The following is a 16,528-nucleotide window of genomic DNA, read 5'->3' as shown; positions in this document are numbered from 1 at the left end:
GTCGGGTACTTACTCCTCGTCAGAGCTGTCGGAACTCAGCTCAGCTCTCGTCCTCGATCCAGCCCATGGTCCGGTCGACGGCCTTGAGCCAGTTCTTGTACTCACGGTCGCGGGTCTCCGCGTCCATGTGGGGGGTCCACTCGGCGGCCCGGCGCCAGTTGGCGCGCAGTTCGTCGGTGCTGGACCAGAAGCCGACGGCGAGGCCGGCGGCGTAGGCGGCGCCGAGGCAGGTGGTCTCGGCGACCATCGGGCGCACGACCGGTGCGTCCAGGACGTCCGAGAGGGTCTGCATCAGCAGGTTGTTGGAGGTCATGCCGCCGTCGACCTTGAGGGTCACCAGCTCGTCGCCGGAGTCCTTGACCATGGCGTCGGCGATCTCCCGCGTCTGCCAGGCGGTGGCCTCCAGGACCGCGCGGGCGAGGTGCGCCTTGGTGACGTACCGGGTCAGGCCGGCGATCACACCGCGGGCGTCGGAACGCCAGTGCGGGGCGAACAGGCCGGAGAAGGCCGGTACGAAGTAGGCGCCGCCGTTGTCCTCGACCGAGAGCGCGAGCGTCTCGATCTCGGCCGCGGTGGAGATCAGGCCCATCTGGTCGCGCATCCACTGCACCAGGGAGCCCGTGACGGCGATCGAACCCTCGAGGGCGTACACCGTCGGCTGGTCGCCGATCTTGTAGCCGACGGTGGTCAGCAGACCGGCGTAGGAGTTGATGATCTTGTCACCGGTGTTCATCACCATGAAGGTGCCGGTGCCGTAGGTGGACTTGGTCTCGCCCTCGGAGAAGCAGGTCTGGCCGAACAGGGCCGCCTGCTGGTCGCCGAGCGCCGAGGCGACCGGGATGCCGCCCAGCAGGTCGCCGAGCTTGCCGCCGGTGACCTCGCCGTACACCTCGGCGGAGGGGCGGATCTCGGGCAGCATCGCCAGCGGCACGCCGATGGACTCGGCGATCTTCTCGTCCCACCGCATGGTGTGCAGGTTCATGAGGAGGGTGCGGGAGGCGTTGGTGACGTCGGTGACGTGCTTGCCGCCGTTGACGCCGCCGGTCAGGTTCCAGATGACCCAGCTGTCCATGGTGCCGAAGAGGATGTCGCCCGCCTCGGCGCGCTCCTTGAGGCCTTCGACGTTGTCGAGCAGCCAGCGCGCCTTGGGACCGGCGAAGTAGGCGGCCAGCGGCAGGCCGGTCTCGCGCCGGAAGCGGTCCTGGCCGACGTTGCGGCCCAGCTCGCGGCAGAGGGCGTCGGTGCGGGTGTCCTGCCACACGATGGCGTTGTGGACGGGCTCACCGGTGTTCTTGTCCCACAGCACGGTGGTCTCGCGCTGGTTGGTGATGCCGATGGCCTTGATGTCGTCGCGCGTGATGCCGGCCTTCTGGACGGCGCCCGCGACGACTTCCTGGACGTTGGTCCAGATCTCGTTGGCGTTGTGCTCGACCCAGCCCGGCTTCGGGAAGATCTGCTCGTGCTCCTTCTGGTCGACGGAGACGATCCGGCCGTCCTTGTCGAACACGATGCAGCGCGAGGAGGTGGTGCCCTGGTCGATCGCGGCGATGAACGGGCCTGCGGTGTGGGCGTCGGTCACTGTGTGCTCCTGAAAGATCCGTGGTGATGGGGCTTTACGTACGGCGCGTGCGCGGAGGCTCGGTGCTTCCTAGACGAAGGCGACGTTGTAGATGCCTGCGGCGATGGCGCCGCCGATCAGCGGACCGACCACCGGGACCCAGGCGTAGCTCCAGTCGGAACCGCCCTTGTTGGGCAGGGGCAGCAGGGCGTGGACGATGCGGGGGCCGAGGTCACGGGCCGGGTTGATCGCGTAACCCGTGGGGCCGCCGAGGGAGAGGCCGATGGAGACGACCACGAGCGCGGTGATCAGGGCGCCCAGGGTGCCCAGACCGTTGCCCTTGTCGTTCAGGCCCTGGGTGAGGACGGCGAGCACCAGCACGACGGTGCCGATGATCTCCGTGAGGAGGTTCTGCACCGCGTTCCGGATCTCCGGACCGGTGGAGAAGACGCCCAGGACCGGGCCAGCGCCCTTCTCCTGGGCCTCGACGGCCTTGGCCGTCGTGGCCTGCGCGCCCGGACCGCCGACGATCTCCTTGTCGGTGAGGTGCGCGTGGAACTGGCCGTAGTAGGCGGCCCACACCAGGGCCGCGCCGATCATGGCGCCGAGCAGCTGGCCGCCCCAGTACACGGGGAGGTTGCTGAAGTCCTTGTCCTTGATCGCGAGCGCGAGCGTCACGGCCGGGTTCAGGTGGGCGCCGGAGAGCGGCGCCGAGGTGTAGACGGCCGTCAGTACGGCGAAACCCCACCCGAAGGTGATGGCGAGCCAGCCGGCGTTACGGGCCTTGGAGGCCTTCAGCGTCACGGCGGCGCACACGCCGCCGCCGAGCAGGATGAGTATGGCGGTACCGATGGTCTCGCCGATGAAGATGTCGGAGCTGGACACCCGCGACTCCTTTGTCCTTCGTCCAGGGAAACCGAACCCCGGGTCCCTCCGGGGGTTCTGGCGCCCTCGGGGGTGAGAGCGATGCCGGCCCTTGGCGTTGTCACACTCTAGCGCGTATTGCCGTTAGGTGTTCGACAATGCCGACCGATGGACGGGAGTCTTGCTTCGGCGTCGCGCATGCGTCAAGGGTTCTGTTATCGAAAACAGGATCGTTATTGATCGCTGCCGGTTATCGCTCTTCCTGCACTGACGTACCTGCTCGCCCGATATGTCCATTTCAGGGTATGGCGAGAACCGGAACGCCGCCTCGCGTCCCGGTCGTCCTGTCCCAGCTCGATACCCGCGGCCTCGTCCGGCCGTCGCCCGGCGGTGGATCGCCGCCGGTCAGAAGCGCCCCGCGCCCAGGTCCCGCGACACCGCGCGGGCGCAGTCCCGCACCGCCGCGATCAGCTCGGGGCGCACCTCGCCGTCCCGGCACAGCCGCTCCACCGCGCCCGCGATGCCGACCGCGCCCACCGGCATCCGGCGCCGGTCGTGGATCGGCGCGGCGATCGACGCCACGCCCTCCCAGGTCTCCTCCACGTCCGCCGCGTAGCCACGCGCGCGCGTGAGGTCCAGCAGGTGCTCGAAGTCCGCCGGCTCGCACACCGTGCGGTCCGTGAACGGTTTGCGGTCGGCCTCCATGGCCTCGCTGTGCGCCACCGGGTCGTAGGCGGACAGCACCTTGCCCAGCGCCGTGGAGTGCAGCGGCTGCATCGCCCCTATCTCCAGCACCTGCCGGCTGTCGTCCGGCCGGAAGACGTGGTGCACGATCAGGACGCCCTGCTGGTGCAGGACGCCCAGGTAGACGCTCTCCCCGCTGGAGCGGGCCAGGTCGTCGGTCCACACCAGGGCCCGCGCCCGCAGCTCGTGCACGTCCAGATAGGTGGTGCCGAGACGCAGCAGCTCGGCGCCCAGCTGGTAGCGGCCGGAGACGGCGTCCTGCTCGACGAACCCCTCCTGCTGCAGGGTCCGCAGGATGCCGTGGGCGGTGCCCTTGGCGAGGCCCAGTGACGAGGCGATGTCCGAGAGGCCGAGCCGCCGCTCGCCGCCCGCGAGCAGGCGCAGCATCGCCGCCGCCCGTTCGAGCGACTGGATGTTCCGTGCCATCGCCGTCCTGCCCTCCGTCCCCTTCGACCAATGCCGAACAGCGTGCAACACCCCGTTCGGCAATGTCGAACACTACCGGTCCATGTCGACCTCCCGCCAATGGTCGGACGACACCTGTTACATCCCGCACGGCACGCCGGTGGCGATCCGGCCATCCGGCACGCCCCGCGTCCGCCTCGTGGACGCCGGTGCCCATCCAAGCCCACTCCCGGTTACGCTGACGCCGTGCCCTGCCCCGGTTGCCGCCGGGGACGGCGCATAGCCGACAGCCGTCGCACCCCAGGGAGCCCCTTAATGGCCTCGTTGCCAACGACCCCTTCCGCCGACAGCCGGACCCGTGCGTCCGCGCTCCGAGAGGCACTCGCCACCCGTGTGGTGGTCGCCGACGGAGCGATGGGCACGATGCTCCAGGCCCAGGAGCCGACGCTGGAGGACTTCCAGCAACTCGAGGGCTGCAACGAGATCCTCAACATCACCCGCCCCGACATCGTCCGCTCCGTCCACCAGGCGTACTTCGCCGTGGGCGTCGACTGCGTCGAGACCAACACCTTCGGGGCCAACCACTCCGCCCTCGGCGAGTACGACATCCCCGAGCGCGTCCACGAACTGTCCGAGGCCGGCGCCCGCGTCGCCCGCGAGGTCGCCGACGAGTTCACCGCCGGGGACGGCCGGCCCCGCTGGGTCCTCGGCTCCATGGGCCCCGGCACCAAGCTGCCCACCCTCGGCCACGCCCCCTACACCACCCTGCGCGACGCCTACCAGCGCAACGCCGAGGGCCTGGTCAGCGGCGGCGCCGACGCGCTGCTCGTGGAGACCACCCAGGACCTGCTGCAGACCAAGGCCGCCGTGCTCGGCGCCCGCCGCGGCCTCGACGCCCTCGGCCTGGACCTGCCGGTGATCGTGTCCGTGACCGTCGAGACCACCGGCACCATGCTGCTCGGCTCCGAGATCGGCGCCGCCCTCACCGCGCTCGAACCGCTCGGCATCGACATGATCGGCCTGAACTGCGCCACCGGCCCGGCCGAGATGAGCGAGCACCTGCGCTACCTCGCCCGCAACGCCCGCGTCCCGCTGTCCTGCATGCCCAACGCGGGCCTGCCGGTGCTCGGCAAGGACGGCGCCCACTACCCGCTGAGCGCGCCCGAGCTGGCCGACGCCCAGGAGACCTTCGTCCGCGAGTACGGCCTCTCGCTCGTCGGCGGCTGCTGCGGCACCACCCCCGAGCACCTGCGCCAGGTCGTCGAACGCGTCGAGGGCCTGACCCCGCGTACCCGCGACCCGCGCCCCGAGGCCGGCGCCGCCTCCCTCTACCAGAGCGTGCCCTTCCGCCAGGACACCTCCTACCTCGCCATCGGCGAGCGCACCAACGCCAACGGATCCAAGAAGTTCCGCGAGGCCATGCTCGGGGGCCACTGGGACGACTGCGTGGAGATGGCCCGCGACCAGATCCGCGAGGGCGCGCACATGCTCGACCTGTGCGTGGACTACGTCGGCCGCGACGGCGTCGCCGACATGGAGGAACTCGCCGGCCGCTTCGCCACCGCCTCCACCCTTCCCATCGTCCTCGACTCCACCGAGGTCGACGTCATCCGGGCGGGCCTGGAGAAGCTCGGCGGCCGCGCCGTCATCAACTCGGTGAACTACGAGGACGGCGCCGGACCCGACTCCCGCTTCGCCAAGGTCACCGAGCTGGCCCGGGAGCACGGTGCCGCGCTGATCGCGCTCACCATCGACGAGGAGGGCCAGGCCCGCACCCCGGAGAAGAAGGTCGAGATCGCCGAACGGCTCATCGACGACCTGACCGGGAACTGGGGCATCCGTGAGGAGGACATCCTCATCGACACCCTGACCTTCACCATCTGCACCGGTCAGGAGGAGTCCCGCAAGGACGGCATCGCCACCATCGAGGCGATCCGCGAGCTCAAGCGCCGCCACCCGGCCGTCCAGACCACCCTGGGCCTGTCCAACATCTCCTTCGGTCTGAACCCGGCCGCCCGCATCCTGCTGAACTCCGTCTTCCTCGACGAGTGCGTCAAGGCCGGCCTGGACTCCGCGATCGTGCACGCCTCCAAGATCCTCCCGATCGCCCGGTTCAGCGAGGAAGAGGTCCGCACGGCCCTCGACCTCATCCACGACCGCCGCGCCGAGGGCTACGACCCGCTGCAGAAGCTGATGCAGCTCTTCGAGGGCGCCACCGCCAAGTCCCTCAAGGCCGGCAAGGCCGAGGAACTGGCCGCGCTGCCCCTGGAGGAGCGGCTCAAGCGGCGCATCATCGACGGCGAACGCAACGGCCTGGAGGCCGACCTCGACGAGGCCCTCCAGGACCGGCCCGCCCTGGACATCGTCAACGAAACCCTCCTGGACGGCATGAAGGTCGTCGGCGAACTGTTCGGCTCCGGCCAGATGCAGCTCCCCTTCGTGCTCCAGTCCGCCGAGGTCATGAAGACGGCCGTCGCCCACCTCGAACCGCACATGGAGAAGTCGGACGCCGAGGGCAAGGGCACCATCGTGCTGGCCACCGTGCGCGGCGACGTCCACGACATCGGCAAGAACCTCGTCGACATCATCCTGTCCAACAACGGCTACAACGTCGTCAACCTGGGCATCAAGCAGCCCGTCTCCGCGATCCTGGACGCCGCCGAGGAGCACCGCGCCGACGTCATCGGCATGTCCGGCCTCCTGGTGAAGTCCACCGTGATCATGAAGGAGAACCTGGAGGAGCTGAACCAGCGCGGCCTCGGCACCCGCTTCCCGGTCATCCTCGGCGGCGCCGCCCTCACCCGCGCCTACGTCGAGCAGGACCTGCACGAGATCTACGACGGCGAGGTCCGCTACGCCCGCGACGCCTTCGAGGGCCTGCGCCTGATGGACGCCCTCATCGGCGTCAAGCGGGGCGTGCCCGGCGCCAAGCTGCCCGAGCTGCGGCAGCGCCGGGTCCGCGCCACCGCCGCCGCGCAGGTCGAGGAGCGCCCGGAGGAGGGGCACGTCCGCTCCGACGTCGCCACCGACAACCCGGTGCCCGCCCCGCCGTTCTGGGACACCCGCGTCATCAAGGGCATCCAGCTCAAGGAGTACGCGAGCTGGCTGGACGAGGGCGCGCTGTTCAAGGGCCAGTGGGGCCTGAAGCAGGCCCGCGCCGGCGACGGCCCGACCTACGAGGAACTGGTGGAGACCGAGGGCCGCCCCCGCCTGCGCGGCCTGCTGGACCGGCTCCAGACGGAGAACCTGCTGGAGGCGGCCGTCGTCTACGGCTACTTCCCGTGCGTCTCCAAGGACGACGACCTGATCGTCCTGGACGAGCGGGGCAACGAACGCACCCGGTTCACCTTCCCGCGCCAGCGCCGCGGCCGCCGCCTGTGCCTCGCCGACTTCTTCCGCCCGGAGGAGTCCGGCGAGACCGACGTCGTCGGATTCCAGGTCGTCACCGTCGGCTCCCGGATCGGCGAGCGGACCGCGGAGCTCTTCGAGGCCAACGCCTACCGCGACTACCTCGAACTGCACGGACTGTCCGTGCAGCTCGCCGAGGCGCTCGCCGAGTACTGGCACGCCCGGGTGCGCGCCGAACTCGGCTTCGGCGGCGAGGACCCCGCCGCCATGGAGGACATGTTCGCCCTGAAGTACCGGGGCGCCCGCTTCTCCCTCGGCTACGGTGCCTGCCCCGACCTGGAGGACCGCGCCAAGATCGCCGAGCTGCTGCGGCCCGAGCGGATCGGCGTCCAGCTCTCCGAGGAGTTCCAGCTCCACCCCGAGCAGTCCACCGACGCGATCGTGATCCACCACCCGGAGGCCAAGTACTTCAACGCCCGCTGACCCACGCGCCGGCCCCCGCCTCCGGGCACACCGAAGGGCCTCCTGGCCTGCGCAGGGGTATTTCAGGGGGTACCCCGGACCCGGAGGGATAAACGAGGCGCTTCGGGCGCCGGGGACGTACACTGGTCGGTCCACCGCAGGCCGGTTCCCCGCATGGGAACCGGCCTGGTCGTCCCCGAGGAGGTGCGCCAGGATGACCAGCACTGTCCCAGCGCTCGGAGCCCGTACGGCCGAAGGCTCCGCCCTGCAGGCGGTCCTCCTCGACATGGACGGCACCCTGGTGGACACCGAGGGTTTCTGGTGGGACGTGGAGGTCGAGGTCTTCGCCGCCCTCGGCCACGTCCTCGACGAGTCCTGGCGGCACATCGTCGTCGGCGGCCCCATGACCCGCAGCGCCGGCTTCCTCATCGAGGCCACCGGCGCCGCCATCTCCCTCGCCGAGCTGTCGGTGCTGCTCAACGACGGCTTCGAGACCCGCATCGGCCGGGCCCTGCCGCTGATGCCCGGCGCCGCCCGGCTGCTCGCCGAACTCCACCAGCACGGCATCCCCACCGCCCTGGTCTCCGCCTCCCACCGGCGCATCATCGACCGCGTGCTGACCGTGCTGGGCCCCCACCACTTCGGCCTCTCCATCGCCGGCGACGAGGTCTCGCGCACCAAGCCCTACCCCGACCCCTATCTGCTCGCCGCCGCCGGACTCGGCGTGGACCCGGCCCGCTGCGCGGTCGTCGAGGACACGGCCACCGGCGTCGCCGCCGCCGAGGCGGCCGGCTGCCAGGTGGTCGCCGTCCCCTCCATCGCCCCCATCGCCCCGGCCGAACGACGCACCGTCGTCTCCTCCCTGGAAGAGGTCGACCTGGCATTCCTGCGCGGCCTGATGACGCGAATGCGCTAGCCGTTCACCCGTCGCGCCCCGGCCCGAACCGGCCGAGTACCAAGCCCAATGGGCGTGTTGGACAAATTTCCGGGGAAGTACACCAAGGGGTGAATTCCGCGGGGTCGCCGGCCGAATTCCGGTAAGCGTCAACTCCAGCTCGCGGATGTGACGTTCCCCACGCGACGAGTCCTCGACAACGTTGCCCAAGTATGCAGACCGCCCCGATCCGGCACGGGTCGGCGTGCCCTTGTGTCCCGATTGGGGAGACGCTGCACTAATCCTGCCGCTGTCGGGTTTTCGGTGTGTCCACACCCGGTTTCACTCCGTGATGGACGCTCAACTCACGCGCCAGTGAACCCCCGTGCGGGCGCGGACTAATCTCGTCGCGAGAACATCGAAGCAACCCCCGTGGCTCGCCGCACCACCCATGCATGCCGAGTACATGGACTCGAACAGCTCTGGAGAAACTCCCGCATGAACCGCAAGACTTTGGTGCTGCCGGCAGTGGCCGGCCTGCTGACGCCGGTTCTCGCCGCGTGCGGCGGATCCGACAGCGGGAGCAAGAGCGGGGACGCCATCGTCGTCGGCACCACGGACCGGTTCGAGGCCACCAGCGACGCCCCGGCACCCCTCGACCCCGCCTACGCCTACGACGTCGGCACCTGGAACATCCTGCGCCAGACGGTGCAGACCCTGATGACCCAGCCCAAGGGCGAGGGCAACCCCGTCCCGGAGGCCGCCGAGAGCTGCTCCTTCACCGACAGCGGCAACGAGCGCTACGCCTGCAAGCTGCGCGAGGGCCTGCAGTTCTCCGACGGCGACAAGGTCACGGCCGCCGACGTCAAGTACTCCATCGAGCGAGCCCTGCGCATCAACGCGGACAGCGGTGTCGCCACCCTGCTCAACACCGTCGACACGGTCGAGACTCAGGGCGACCGCGAGGTCATCTTCCACCTCAAGACGGCCGACGCCACCTTCCCGTACAAGCTGTCGACCCCGGTCGCGGCCATCGTCAACCCGAAGGACTACGCCAAGGACAAGCTGCGCGACGGCTTCGACGTCGACGGCTCCGGCCCCTACACGCTCAAGGCCGACGTCAAGGACAACGCGATCGTCAACGCCACCTTCACCAAGAACCCCTCCTACAAGGGCAGCGTGACGGTGAACAACGACGAGGTCGAGATGCGCTCCTTCGACGACGCCGACGCCATGGGCCAGGCCATCGAAAAGGGCGACATCGACCTGATGACGCGCACCATGTCGCCGTCGCAGATCGACAAGCTGGACTCCGGCTCCCAGGCCAACGTCGACCTCGTCGACATGCCGGGCCTCGAGATCCGCTACCTCGCCTTCAACACCGACGCGCCGACCGTGAAGACCAAGGCCGTCCGCCAGGCCATGGCCCAGGTCATCAACCGCGGCGAACTGGTCTCCAAGGTCTACGGCACCCAGGCCGAGCCGCTGTACTCGCTGGTCCCGGCCACCCTCACCGGCCACTCCAACTCGTTCTTCAACAAGTACGGCAACCCCAGCGCCGCCAAGGCCAAGGGGCTGCTCGAGAAGGCGGGCATCACCACCCCGGTGAAGCTGACGCTGCACTACACCACCGACCACTACGGCTCGGCCACCAAGCAGGAGTTCCAGATCCTGCAGAAGCAGCTCAACGGCAGCGGCCTGTTCGACGTCACCATCCAGGGCCACCCCTGGTCGACCTTCCGGCCCGCCGAGCAGAAGGGCCAGTACGACGTCTACGGCATGGGCTGGTTCCCCGACTTCCCCGACGCCGACAACTTCGTCGCGCCCTTCCTCGACAAGGGCAACTTCCTCGGCTCGCCGTACTCCAACGGCACCATCCAGCGCACGCTGATCCCCGAGTCCCGGCGCGAGGCCGACCGCCTCAACGCGGTCAAGACCCTCACCGCGATCCAGGACACCGTCGCCGAGGACGTCCCCGTGCTGCCGCTGTGGCAGGGCAAGCAGTACGTCGCCGCCCGCGACAACGTCACCGGCGTCTCCTACGCCCTCAACTCCGTCGCGTCGCTCCAGCTGTGGGAGCTCGGCCGCGGTGTGAGCGGCTGACGACCCGCCCCACGCGACACCGAGGGCGCCCCCTCCCGCACGGGAGGGGGCGCCCTCGGTGTCGTACCGCGCGGAACTCAGCTCGCGCCGGGCCGCACCAGTCCGCTCTCGTACGCGTACACCGCCGCCTGCACCCGGTCACGCAGCCCCAGCTTGGTCAGCACATGCCCGACATGCGTCTTCACCGTCGTCTCGCTGACGAACAGATCCGCGGCGATCTCCGCGTTGGACAGCCCGCGCGCCACCAGCTTCAGCACCTCCACCTCACGGTCGGTGAGGGTGTGCAGGGTGTCCGGAACGGACTCCTCACCGGACGGCAGATGCGTGGCGTACTTGTCGAGCAGGCGGCGCGTGATGCTCGGCGCCAGCATCGCCTCCCCGGCGGCCACCACCCGGATCGCCTGCACCAGCTCGTTGGCGGGCGCGTCCTTGAGCAGGAACCCGCTGGCCCCGGCGCGCAGCGCCTCCACCACGTACTCGTCCAGGTCGAACGTGGTCAGCACCAGCACCTTCGCAGGGCCGTCCCGCCCGGGACCGGTGATCTGCCGGGTGGCCTCCACACCGTCCATCCGCGGCATCCGGATGTCCATCAGCACGACGTCCGGCTGCATGGCCCGAACCTGATCGAGGGCCTGCAGACCGTCACCGGCCTCGCCCACGACCGCGATGTCCTGCTCGGCCTCCAGGATCATCCGGAAACCGGTACGCAGCAGGGGCTGGTCGTCGACCAGTAGGACGCGGATGGCCACGTGACTCTCCTTCGCTAGTCCGCACCCATTCTGCCCTGCGCCCCGCCGGCCACCGGCGGCGCCCTCGGGGCGGCCGCCGGACGCTACTCGCCGGCCGCGGCGGACCGCACCGGCAGGGGGTAGGGCGGGGGAGTACCGCCGAACTCCGGGCAGTGGGACCGGTGATCGCACCAGCCGCACAGCTTCGTCGGCCGGGCCCGCCACTCACCGGTCCGCGTGGCCTGCGTGATCGCGTCCCACAGCGCCAGCAGCTTGCGCTCCACCCGTTCCAGGTCGGCCGGCACGGGGTCGTAGGTCAGCACGTCACCGCTGCCGAGATACACCAGCTGCAGCCGGCGCGGGACGACCCTCTTCAGCCGCCATACCACCAGCGCGTAGAACTTCATCTGGAACAGCGCGCCCTCGGCGTACTCCGGCCGCGGCGCCTTGCCCGTCTTGTAGTCCACGATCCGCACCTCGCCGGTGGGCGCCACGTCGACACGGTCGATGATCCCGCGCAGCCGCAGCCCCGACTCCAGCTCGGCCTCCACGAACAGCTCCCGCTCGGCCGGCTCCAGCCGGGCGGGATCCTCCAGCGTGAACCACCGCTCCACCAGCCGCTCGGCCTCACCCAGCCAGCGGGCCAGCCGCTCGCCCTCCGGATCCTCCGCGAACAGCTCCCCGACCTCCGGCCGGCTCTCCCGCAACCGGTCCCACTGCCCGGGGATCAGCGCCTTCGCCCGGGGGGCCGTCCGCTCCGCGGCGGGCGCGTCGAACAGCCGCTCCAGCACGGCGTGCACCAGCGTCCCGCGCGTCGCCGCCTCGCTCGGCTTCTCCGGCAGCCGGTCGATCACCCGGAACCGGTACAGCAGCGGACACTGCATGAAGTCACCGGCCCGCGACGGCGACAACGAGGACGGCGCGACGGCCACCCGCTCTCCCGCCGTCCCCGCCGGACCGGCCCCGGACACCACCGGCTCCCCGGCGGACGCGACCGGCACTCCGGCGGACACCACCGGCTCCCCGGAGGTCACCGCCGCGTCCGGTGCCGGTTCCGCCGACCGCGCCGGCGGAACCCTCTCCCCGGCCGGACCCGGCAGGGCCCCCGCGTCCTCGATGCTGCTGTCCATGACCCCAGACCATACGGCCCGGCACTGACAGCGACCCAGCCGCGGGCCGCGTTAGGCCGCGCGACAGCGGGGCAAACACAAGGGGTGCCGGGGCGGAACGGACCACCACGGCCGCATACCATCGACCCGAGACCTTCCGCCCCATGGCGCGGAAGACGCTTCGAACGAGGGGACAGCGTGGACGTGAGCGGCGGGAGCGGGCAGCCGCGGTCCGGCAACGACGAGCCGGCCGAGCACCCCGCGGGCCCTACGGTCCCGACGACCGGACCCACCGGTCAGCACCCCGGCCCGGAGCCCGACGACGCCCCCGAGCCCGCCGGCACCCCGCGCCCCGGCCCGGAAGAGCACGGCGCCCCCGGCGAACCCCGCGACCCGGGCGACCACCAAGGCCGGGACGAGCGCCCCGGGACGGACGCCGGGCCCGGAGGCCCGGGCCCGGGCGACGCCACCGGAGACAGCACCGGCCCCACCCACCCCGCCACCGACGACGAAACCCCCGCCGCCCGCACCCACCCCGCCGAACACCGCTCCCTCGCCCACTCCGGCATCGCCAAGGGCGAACCCCCGCGGCCACGGCCCAAGGAACCCGGCGGCGGACTGCTCATGGGCCGCCCCTTCGGCGTCCCCGTCTACGTGGCACCCAGCTGGTTCCTCGTGGCCGCCCTCATCACCTGGGTCTTCGGCGGCCAGCTCGACCGCGTCCTGCCCGAACTCGGAGCCGCCCGCTACCTGGTCTCCCTCTTCTTCGCCGTCGCCTTCTACGCCTCCGTCCTCGTCCACGAACTGGCCCACACGGTCGCCGCGATCCGCTTCAGGCTCCCCGTCCGCCGCATCCAGCTCCAGTTCTTCGGCGGCGTCTCCGAGATCGAGAAGGAGGCCGAGACCCCGGGACGCGAATTCGTCCTCGCCTTCGTCGGCCCCCTGCTCTCCCTCGTCCTGGCCGGCCTCTTCTACCTGGCCATGAAGCCCGTGCGGCCGGACAGCGTCCCCGGCGTCCTGCTCGCCGGCCTGATGATCTCCAACCTCATCGTCGCCGCCTTCAACCTGCTGCCCGGCCTGCCCCTCGACGGCGGCCGCATGCTCCGCGCCGTCGTCTGGAAGATCACCGGCAAACCCATGAGCGGCACCGTCGCCGCCGCCTGGGTCGGCCGCGCCCTCGCCATCTCCGTCCTCGTCGGCCTGCCGCTGCTCAACCAGTCCGGCGCCTTCGGCGGCGGCAACCAGGACAGGGGCGGCATGGACACCGTCACCGACGCCCTGCTCGCCGCCATCCTCGCCGCGATCATCTGGACCGGCGCCGGGAACAGCCTGCGCATGGCCCGCCTGCGCGAACACCTCCCCGAACTCAAGGCCCGCGCCCTCACCCGGCGAGCCGTCCCCGTCGAGACCGACACCCCGCTGTCCGAAGCCCTCCGCCGGGCCAACGCCGCGGGCGCCCGCGCCCTCGTCGTCGTCGACCCCGACGGCAACCCGCTCTCCCTCGTCCGCGAGGCCGCCATCGTCGGCGTACCCGAACACCGCCGCCCCTGGGTCGCCGTCAGCGGCCTCGCCCAGGACCTCACCGACGGCATGCGGGTCTCCGCCGAACTGGCCGGCGAGGAACTCCTCGACACCCTCCGGGCCACCCCCGCCACCGAATACCTCGTCGTCGAGGAGACCGGCGAGATCTACGGCGTCCTCTCCGCCGCCGACGTCGAGCGCGCCTTCGTCAAGGCCATGGCCCGCCCCTGACGGCCCGCCTCCCGTGGTCGGCGGCCCCCGCAAACGCCGGTAGGCTGGTCACATGTCCGAACCGACCGGTGCCGCCCGCAGGCGCGGGCCCTTCAAGGTCGGGGACCAGGTTCAGCTGACCGACCCCAAGGGCCGCCACTACACGTTCACGCTCGAAGCCGGGAAGAACTTCCACACCCACAAGGGCTCCTTCCCGCACGACGAACTGATCGGCGCTCCCGAAGGCAGCGTTGTCCGCACCACCGGCAACGTCGCCTACCTCGCGCTGCGCCCCCTGCTCCCCGACTACGTCCTGTCCATGCCCCGCGGGGCAGCCGTCGTCTACCCGAAGGACGCGGGGCAGATCCTCGCCTTCGCCGACATCTTCCCCGGCGCCCGCGTCGTCGAGGCCGGCGTCGGCTCCGGCTCGCTCAGCAGCTTCCTGCTGCGCGCCATCGGCGACCAGGGCATGCTGCACTCCTACGAGCGCCGCGAGGACTTCGCCGAGATCGCGCAGGCGAACGTCGAGCGCTACTTCGGCGGCCCCCACCCCGCCTGGCAGCTCACCGTCGGCGACCTCCAGGACAACCTGTCCGACACCGACGTCGACCGCGTCATCCTCGACATGCTCGCCCCCTGGGAATGCCTGGAGGCCGTCTCCAAGGCACTCGTCCCCGGCGGCATCCTGTGCTGCTACGTGGCCACCACCACCCAGCTCGCCCGGACCGTGGAGTCCATCCGGGAGATCGGCTGCTTCAACGAGCCGACCGCCTGGGAGACCATGATCCGCAACTGGCACATCGAGGGCCTCGCCGTCCGCCCGGACCACCGGATGATCGGCCACACCGGCTTCCTGCTCACCGCCCGCCGGCTCGCCGACGGCGTCGAGCCGCCCATGCGCCGCCGCCGCCCCGCCAAGGGCGCCTACGGCGAGGACTACGCCGGCCCCAACGCCGACGGCGGCACCGGCCGCTGACCGGCCCTCCCGACCGGCACAACACGAAGGCGCCGTGGCCGAGTTCCCCACCACACCCGGGAACCCCGCCACGGCGCCGACTCGTTGACACGGCACCAGGCCGCGCACGCCCCCCGCGCGCGGACACCCCGCCTGCGAGAATCCCGTACCGACCCCGCCGTTCCCACGCACTGTGACGTGTGGCACCATGCTGGCCACCCCCCCCACCGGCACAGCCCTCACAGGAGACACTCCTAGTGCAGCCATCCGCCGTTCCGGAGCTCGCCCACACGCACACCCGGCCCATCCACTGGGTCGCCACCGCCGCCGCGATCGCTGGCGTCGTCGCCCTGTCCTCCGCCGTACAGCCCGGCTCGGCCACAGCCGCCCAGCCCACCACGCGCACCGAGGTCGGGTCCGCCGACGCCGACGCCGCCCCGCCCAGCACCGACGGCGTCCACTTCCCGCTCACCTGCGGGCCCGTGAAAGCGGTCGTGGTCAAGAAGGTCACCGGCGACCTGGACGGCGACGGCACACCGGAAACCGTCGCCGTCGTGCACTGCGACGCCCCCATGGGCACCCCGCCCGACGGCGTCTACGTGCTCACCCGGGGCACCGCCGCCGGCGGCACCTCCCGCGTCGTCGCCACCCTCGTCGACCCCAAGGACCGGCGCACCGTCACCGACTTCGCCCTCGACGCCGGCACCGTCACCGCCACCCTGCTCGGCTACTCCACCGCCGACATACCCAGTTGCTGCCCCGACCTGAAAACCCCCACGAGCTGGCACTGGAACGGAAAGGCGTTCATACGCTCCACGCCCACCGCGTCCCACACCGTGTGACACCTTCCGGCCACACCCCCAAGGCGCGCGCCCGCCCCTGGAACGCGGCACGCGCGCGGCCCGCCCGAAGACGGCCCACGCGCGCGCACACCACAGCCGGTCACCGGCCGGCCCCTACTCCGCGTCCGGACCGTGGACCTCGACCTTGTCCAGAACCCGGCGCACATGGATGCACTCCCCGGGACACTCCTTCGCCGAGTCGACCACGTCCATGAGCAGCGGCAGCGGCACCGGCACCGTGGCGCCCTCGGCCTGCAGCAGCTCGTCGTCCGCGCCCTTCACGTAGGCCAGCCCGTCGATGTCCAGCTCGAACACCTCGGGCGCGTACTGGGCGCAGATCCCGTCGCCGGTACACAGCGCCTGGTCGATCCAGACCTCCAGCGCCTCGCCGTCCGGGGCCTCCTGCTGCACGGTCACCTCTCCTGCCGTCGAATCGCCGGACGGCACCCCCGGCCCGACGGCCAGCGAGGTCCGCACCAGCGGCTGTTGAACACCCCGACCCTACCTCCGCCCGCATACCCGCCCGAGTCCACGGGTATCGGGTTTCCCTCGGCACCCCCTCGGGTACGAGCGCCCGACCGGGCAAGGGAGCCCCGGCACCGGGCGAACACTTCCAGCCGCCCCGACGATGACCACGACCGACCAGACCGTCGCTCTGCGTGATGAGCGCACGAGCGCACCGAAACGTGCCCCGGAACCGGCCGACCGGCCCGGAACGGACAACTCCAGCCACACAGGCCGGGTATTGACCGCCACGGACCAGGAACAAGCGGCTTCCGAATCACGTTGAGTGGGTATCCCCTCC

Annotated in this window: 12 protein-coding genes and 1 pseudogene; 7 read left to right on the top strand and 6 right to left on the bottom strand. The window is 71.0% G+C overall.

Going from position 1 to position 16,528, the window contains the following annotated elements; genetic code table 11:
- Positions 1–40: 40 nt before the first annotated feature.
- From glpK to ACWCPN_RS11360, 3 genes are all read right to left on the bottom strand, one after another.
- Positions 41–1,579 (bottom strand): glycerol kinase GlpK, encoded by a 1,539-nt coding sequence (gene glpK / locus ACWCPN_RS11370; protein WP_199209938.1) that lies wholly within the window; start codon positions 1,577–1,579, stop codon positions 41–43.
- A gap of 69 nt (positions 1,580–1,648) precedes the next feature.
- Complete coding sequence (locus ACWCPN_RS11365) at positions 1,649–2,443, bottom strand: MIP/aquaporin family protein (protein WP_199209937.1); 795 nt, start codon at positions 2,441–2,443, stop codon at positions 1,649–1,651.
- Between the two features lie 384 nt (positions 2,444–2,827).
- Positions 2,828–3,592, bottom strand: a complete 765-nt coding sequence (locus ACWCPN_RS11360; RefSeq protein WP_451204359.1) for an IclR family transcriptional regulator — start codon at positions 3,590–3,592, stop codon at positions 2,828–2,830.
- Between the two features lie 294 nt (positions 3,593–3,886).
- On the opposite strand from ACWCPN_RS11360, the gene metH reads away from it, so the two are divergent.
- From metH to ACWCPN_RS11345, 3 genes are all read left to right on the top strand, one after another.
- Positions 3,887–7,402, top strand: a complete 3,516-nt coding sequence (metH, locus tag ACWCPN_RS11355; protein ID WP_451204357.1) for a methionine synthase — start codon at positions 3,887–3,889, stop codon at positions 7,400–7,402.
- A gap of 193 nt (positions 7,403–7,595) precedes the next feature.
- Positions 7,596–8,297 carry an HAD family hydrolase gene (locus ACWCPN_RS11350; RefSeq protein WP_451204355.1) on the top strand — a complete coding sequence of 234 codons (702 nt, stop codon included), beginning with the start codon at positions 7,596–7,598 and terminating at the stop codon, positions 8,295–8,297.
- Positions 8,298–8,753: 456 nt separating this feature from the next.
- Positions 8,754–10,358: an ABC transporter substrate-binding protein gene (locus ACWCPN_RS11345; RefSeq protein WP_199209935.1), complete on the top strand. Its 1,605-nt coding sequence runs from the start codon at positions 8,754–8,756 to the stop codon at positions 10,356–10,358.
- A gap of 77 nt (positions 10,359–10,435) precedes the next feature.
- Here ACWCPN_RS11345 and ACWCPN_RS11340 read toward each other — a convergent pair whose 3' ends face one another.
- Positions 10,436–11,107, bottom strand: a complete 672-nt coding sequence (locus ACWCPN_RS11340; RefSeq protein ID WP_451204353.1) for a response regulator — start codon at positions 11,105–11,107, stop codon at positions 10,436–10,438.
- A gap of 89 nt (positions 11,108–11,196) precedes the next feature.
- Positions 11,197–12,057: pseudogene (locus tag ACWCPN_RS11335) on the bottom strand (RecB family exonuclease); the annotation flags it as partial.
- On the opposite strand from ACWCPN_RS11335, the gene ACWCPN_RS11330 reads away from it, so the two are divergent.
- The 4 genes from ACWCPN_RS11330 (at position 11,969) to ACWCPN_RS11315 (ending at position 15,723) form a co-directional block, all read left to right on the top strand.
- Positions 11,969–12,244, top strand: coding sequence for a hypothetical protein (locus ACWCPN_RS11330; RefSeq protein WP_451204544.1), 276 nt, complete (start codon positions 11,969–11,971; stop codon positions 12,242–12,244). The pseudogene ACWCPN_RS11335 and the gene ACWCPN_RS11330 sit on opposite strands and share 89 nt — an antisense overlap.
- Before the next feature lie 149 nt (positions 12,245–12,393).
- The gene (locus tag ACWCPN_RS11325; RefSeq protein WP_451204351.1) at positions 12,394–13,947 is read left to right on the top strand and encodes a site-2 protease family protein; all 1,554 of its coding nucleotides are present in this window, start codon (positions 12,394–12,396) and stop codon (positions 13,945–13,947) included.
- 52 nt (positions 13,948–13,999) lie between these two features.
- Positions 14,000–14,902, top strand: coding sequence for a tRNA (adenine-N1)-methyltransferase (locus ACWCPN_RS11320; protein WP_067050546.1), 903 nt, complete (start codon positions 14,000–14,002; stop codon positions 14,900–14,902).
- 236 nt (positions 14,903–15,138) lie between these two features.
- On the top strand, positions 15,139–15,723 hold the full coding sequence (locus ACWCPN_RS11315; RefSeq protein ID WP_451204349.1) for a hypothetical protein: 585 nt from the start codon (positions 15,139–15,141) through the stop codon (positions 15,721–15,723).
- 114 nt (positions 15,724–15,837) lie between these two features.
- On the opposite strand, the gene ACWCPN_RS11310 is transcribed toward ACWCPN_RS11315, so the two are convergent.
- A complete protein-coding gene (locus tag ACWCPN_RS11310; RefSeq protein ID WP_199209932.1) occupies positions 15,838–16,140 on the bottom strand; it encodes a ferredoxin in 303 nt (100 codons plus the stop codon).
- Between the last annotated feature and the right edge of the window lie 388 nt (positions 16,141–16,528).

The sequence above is a fragment of the Streptomyces sp. NPDC002386 genome, assembly GCF_053593175.1.
This window is presented reverse-complemented; position numbering and strand designations above follow the sequence as displayed.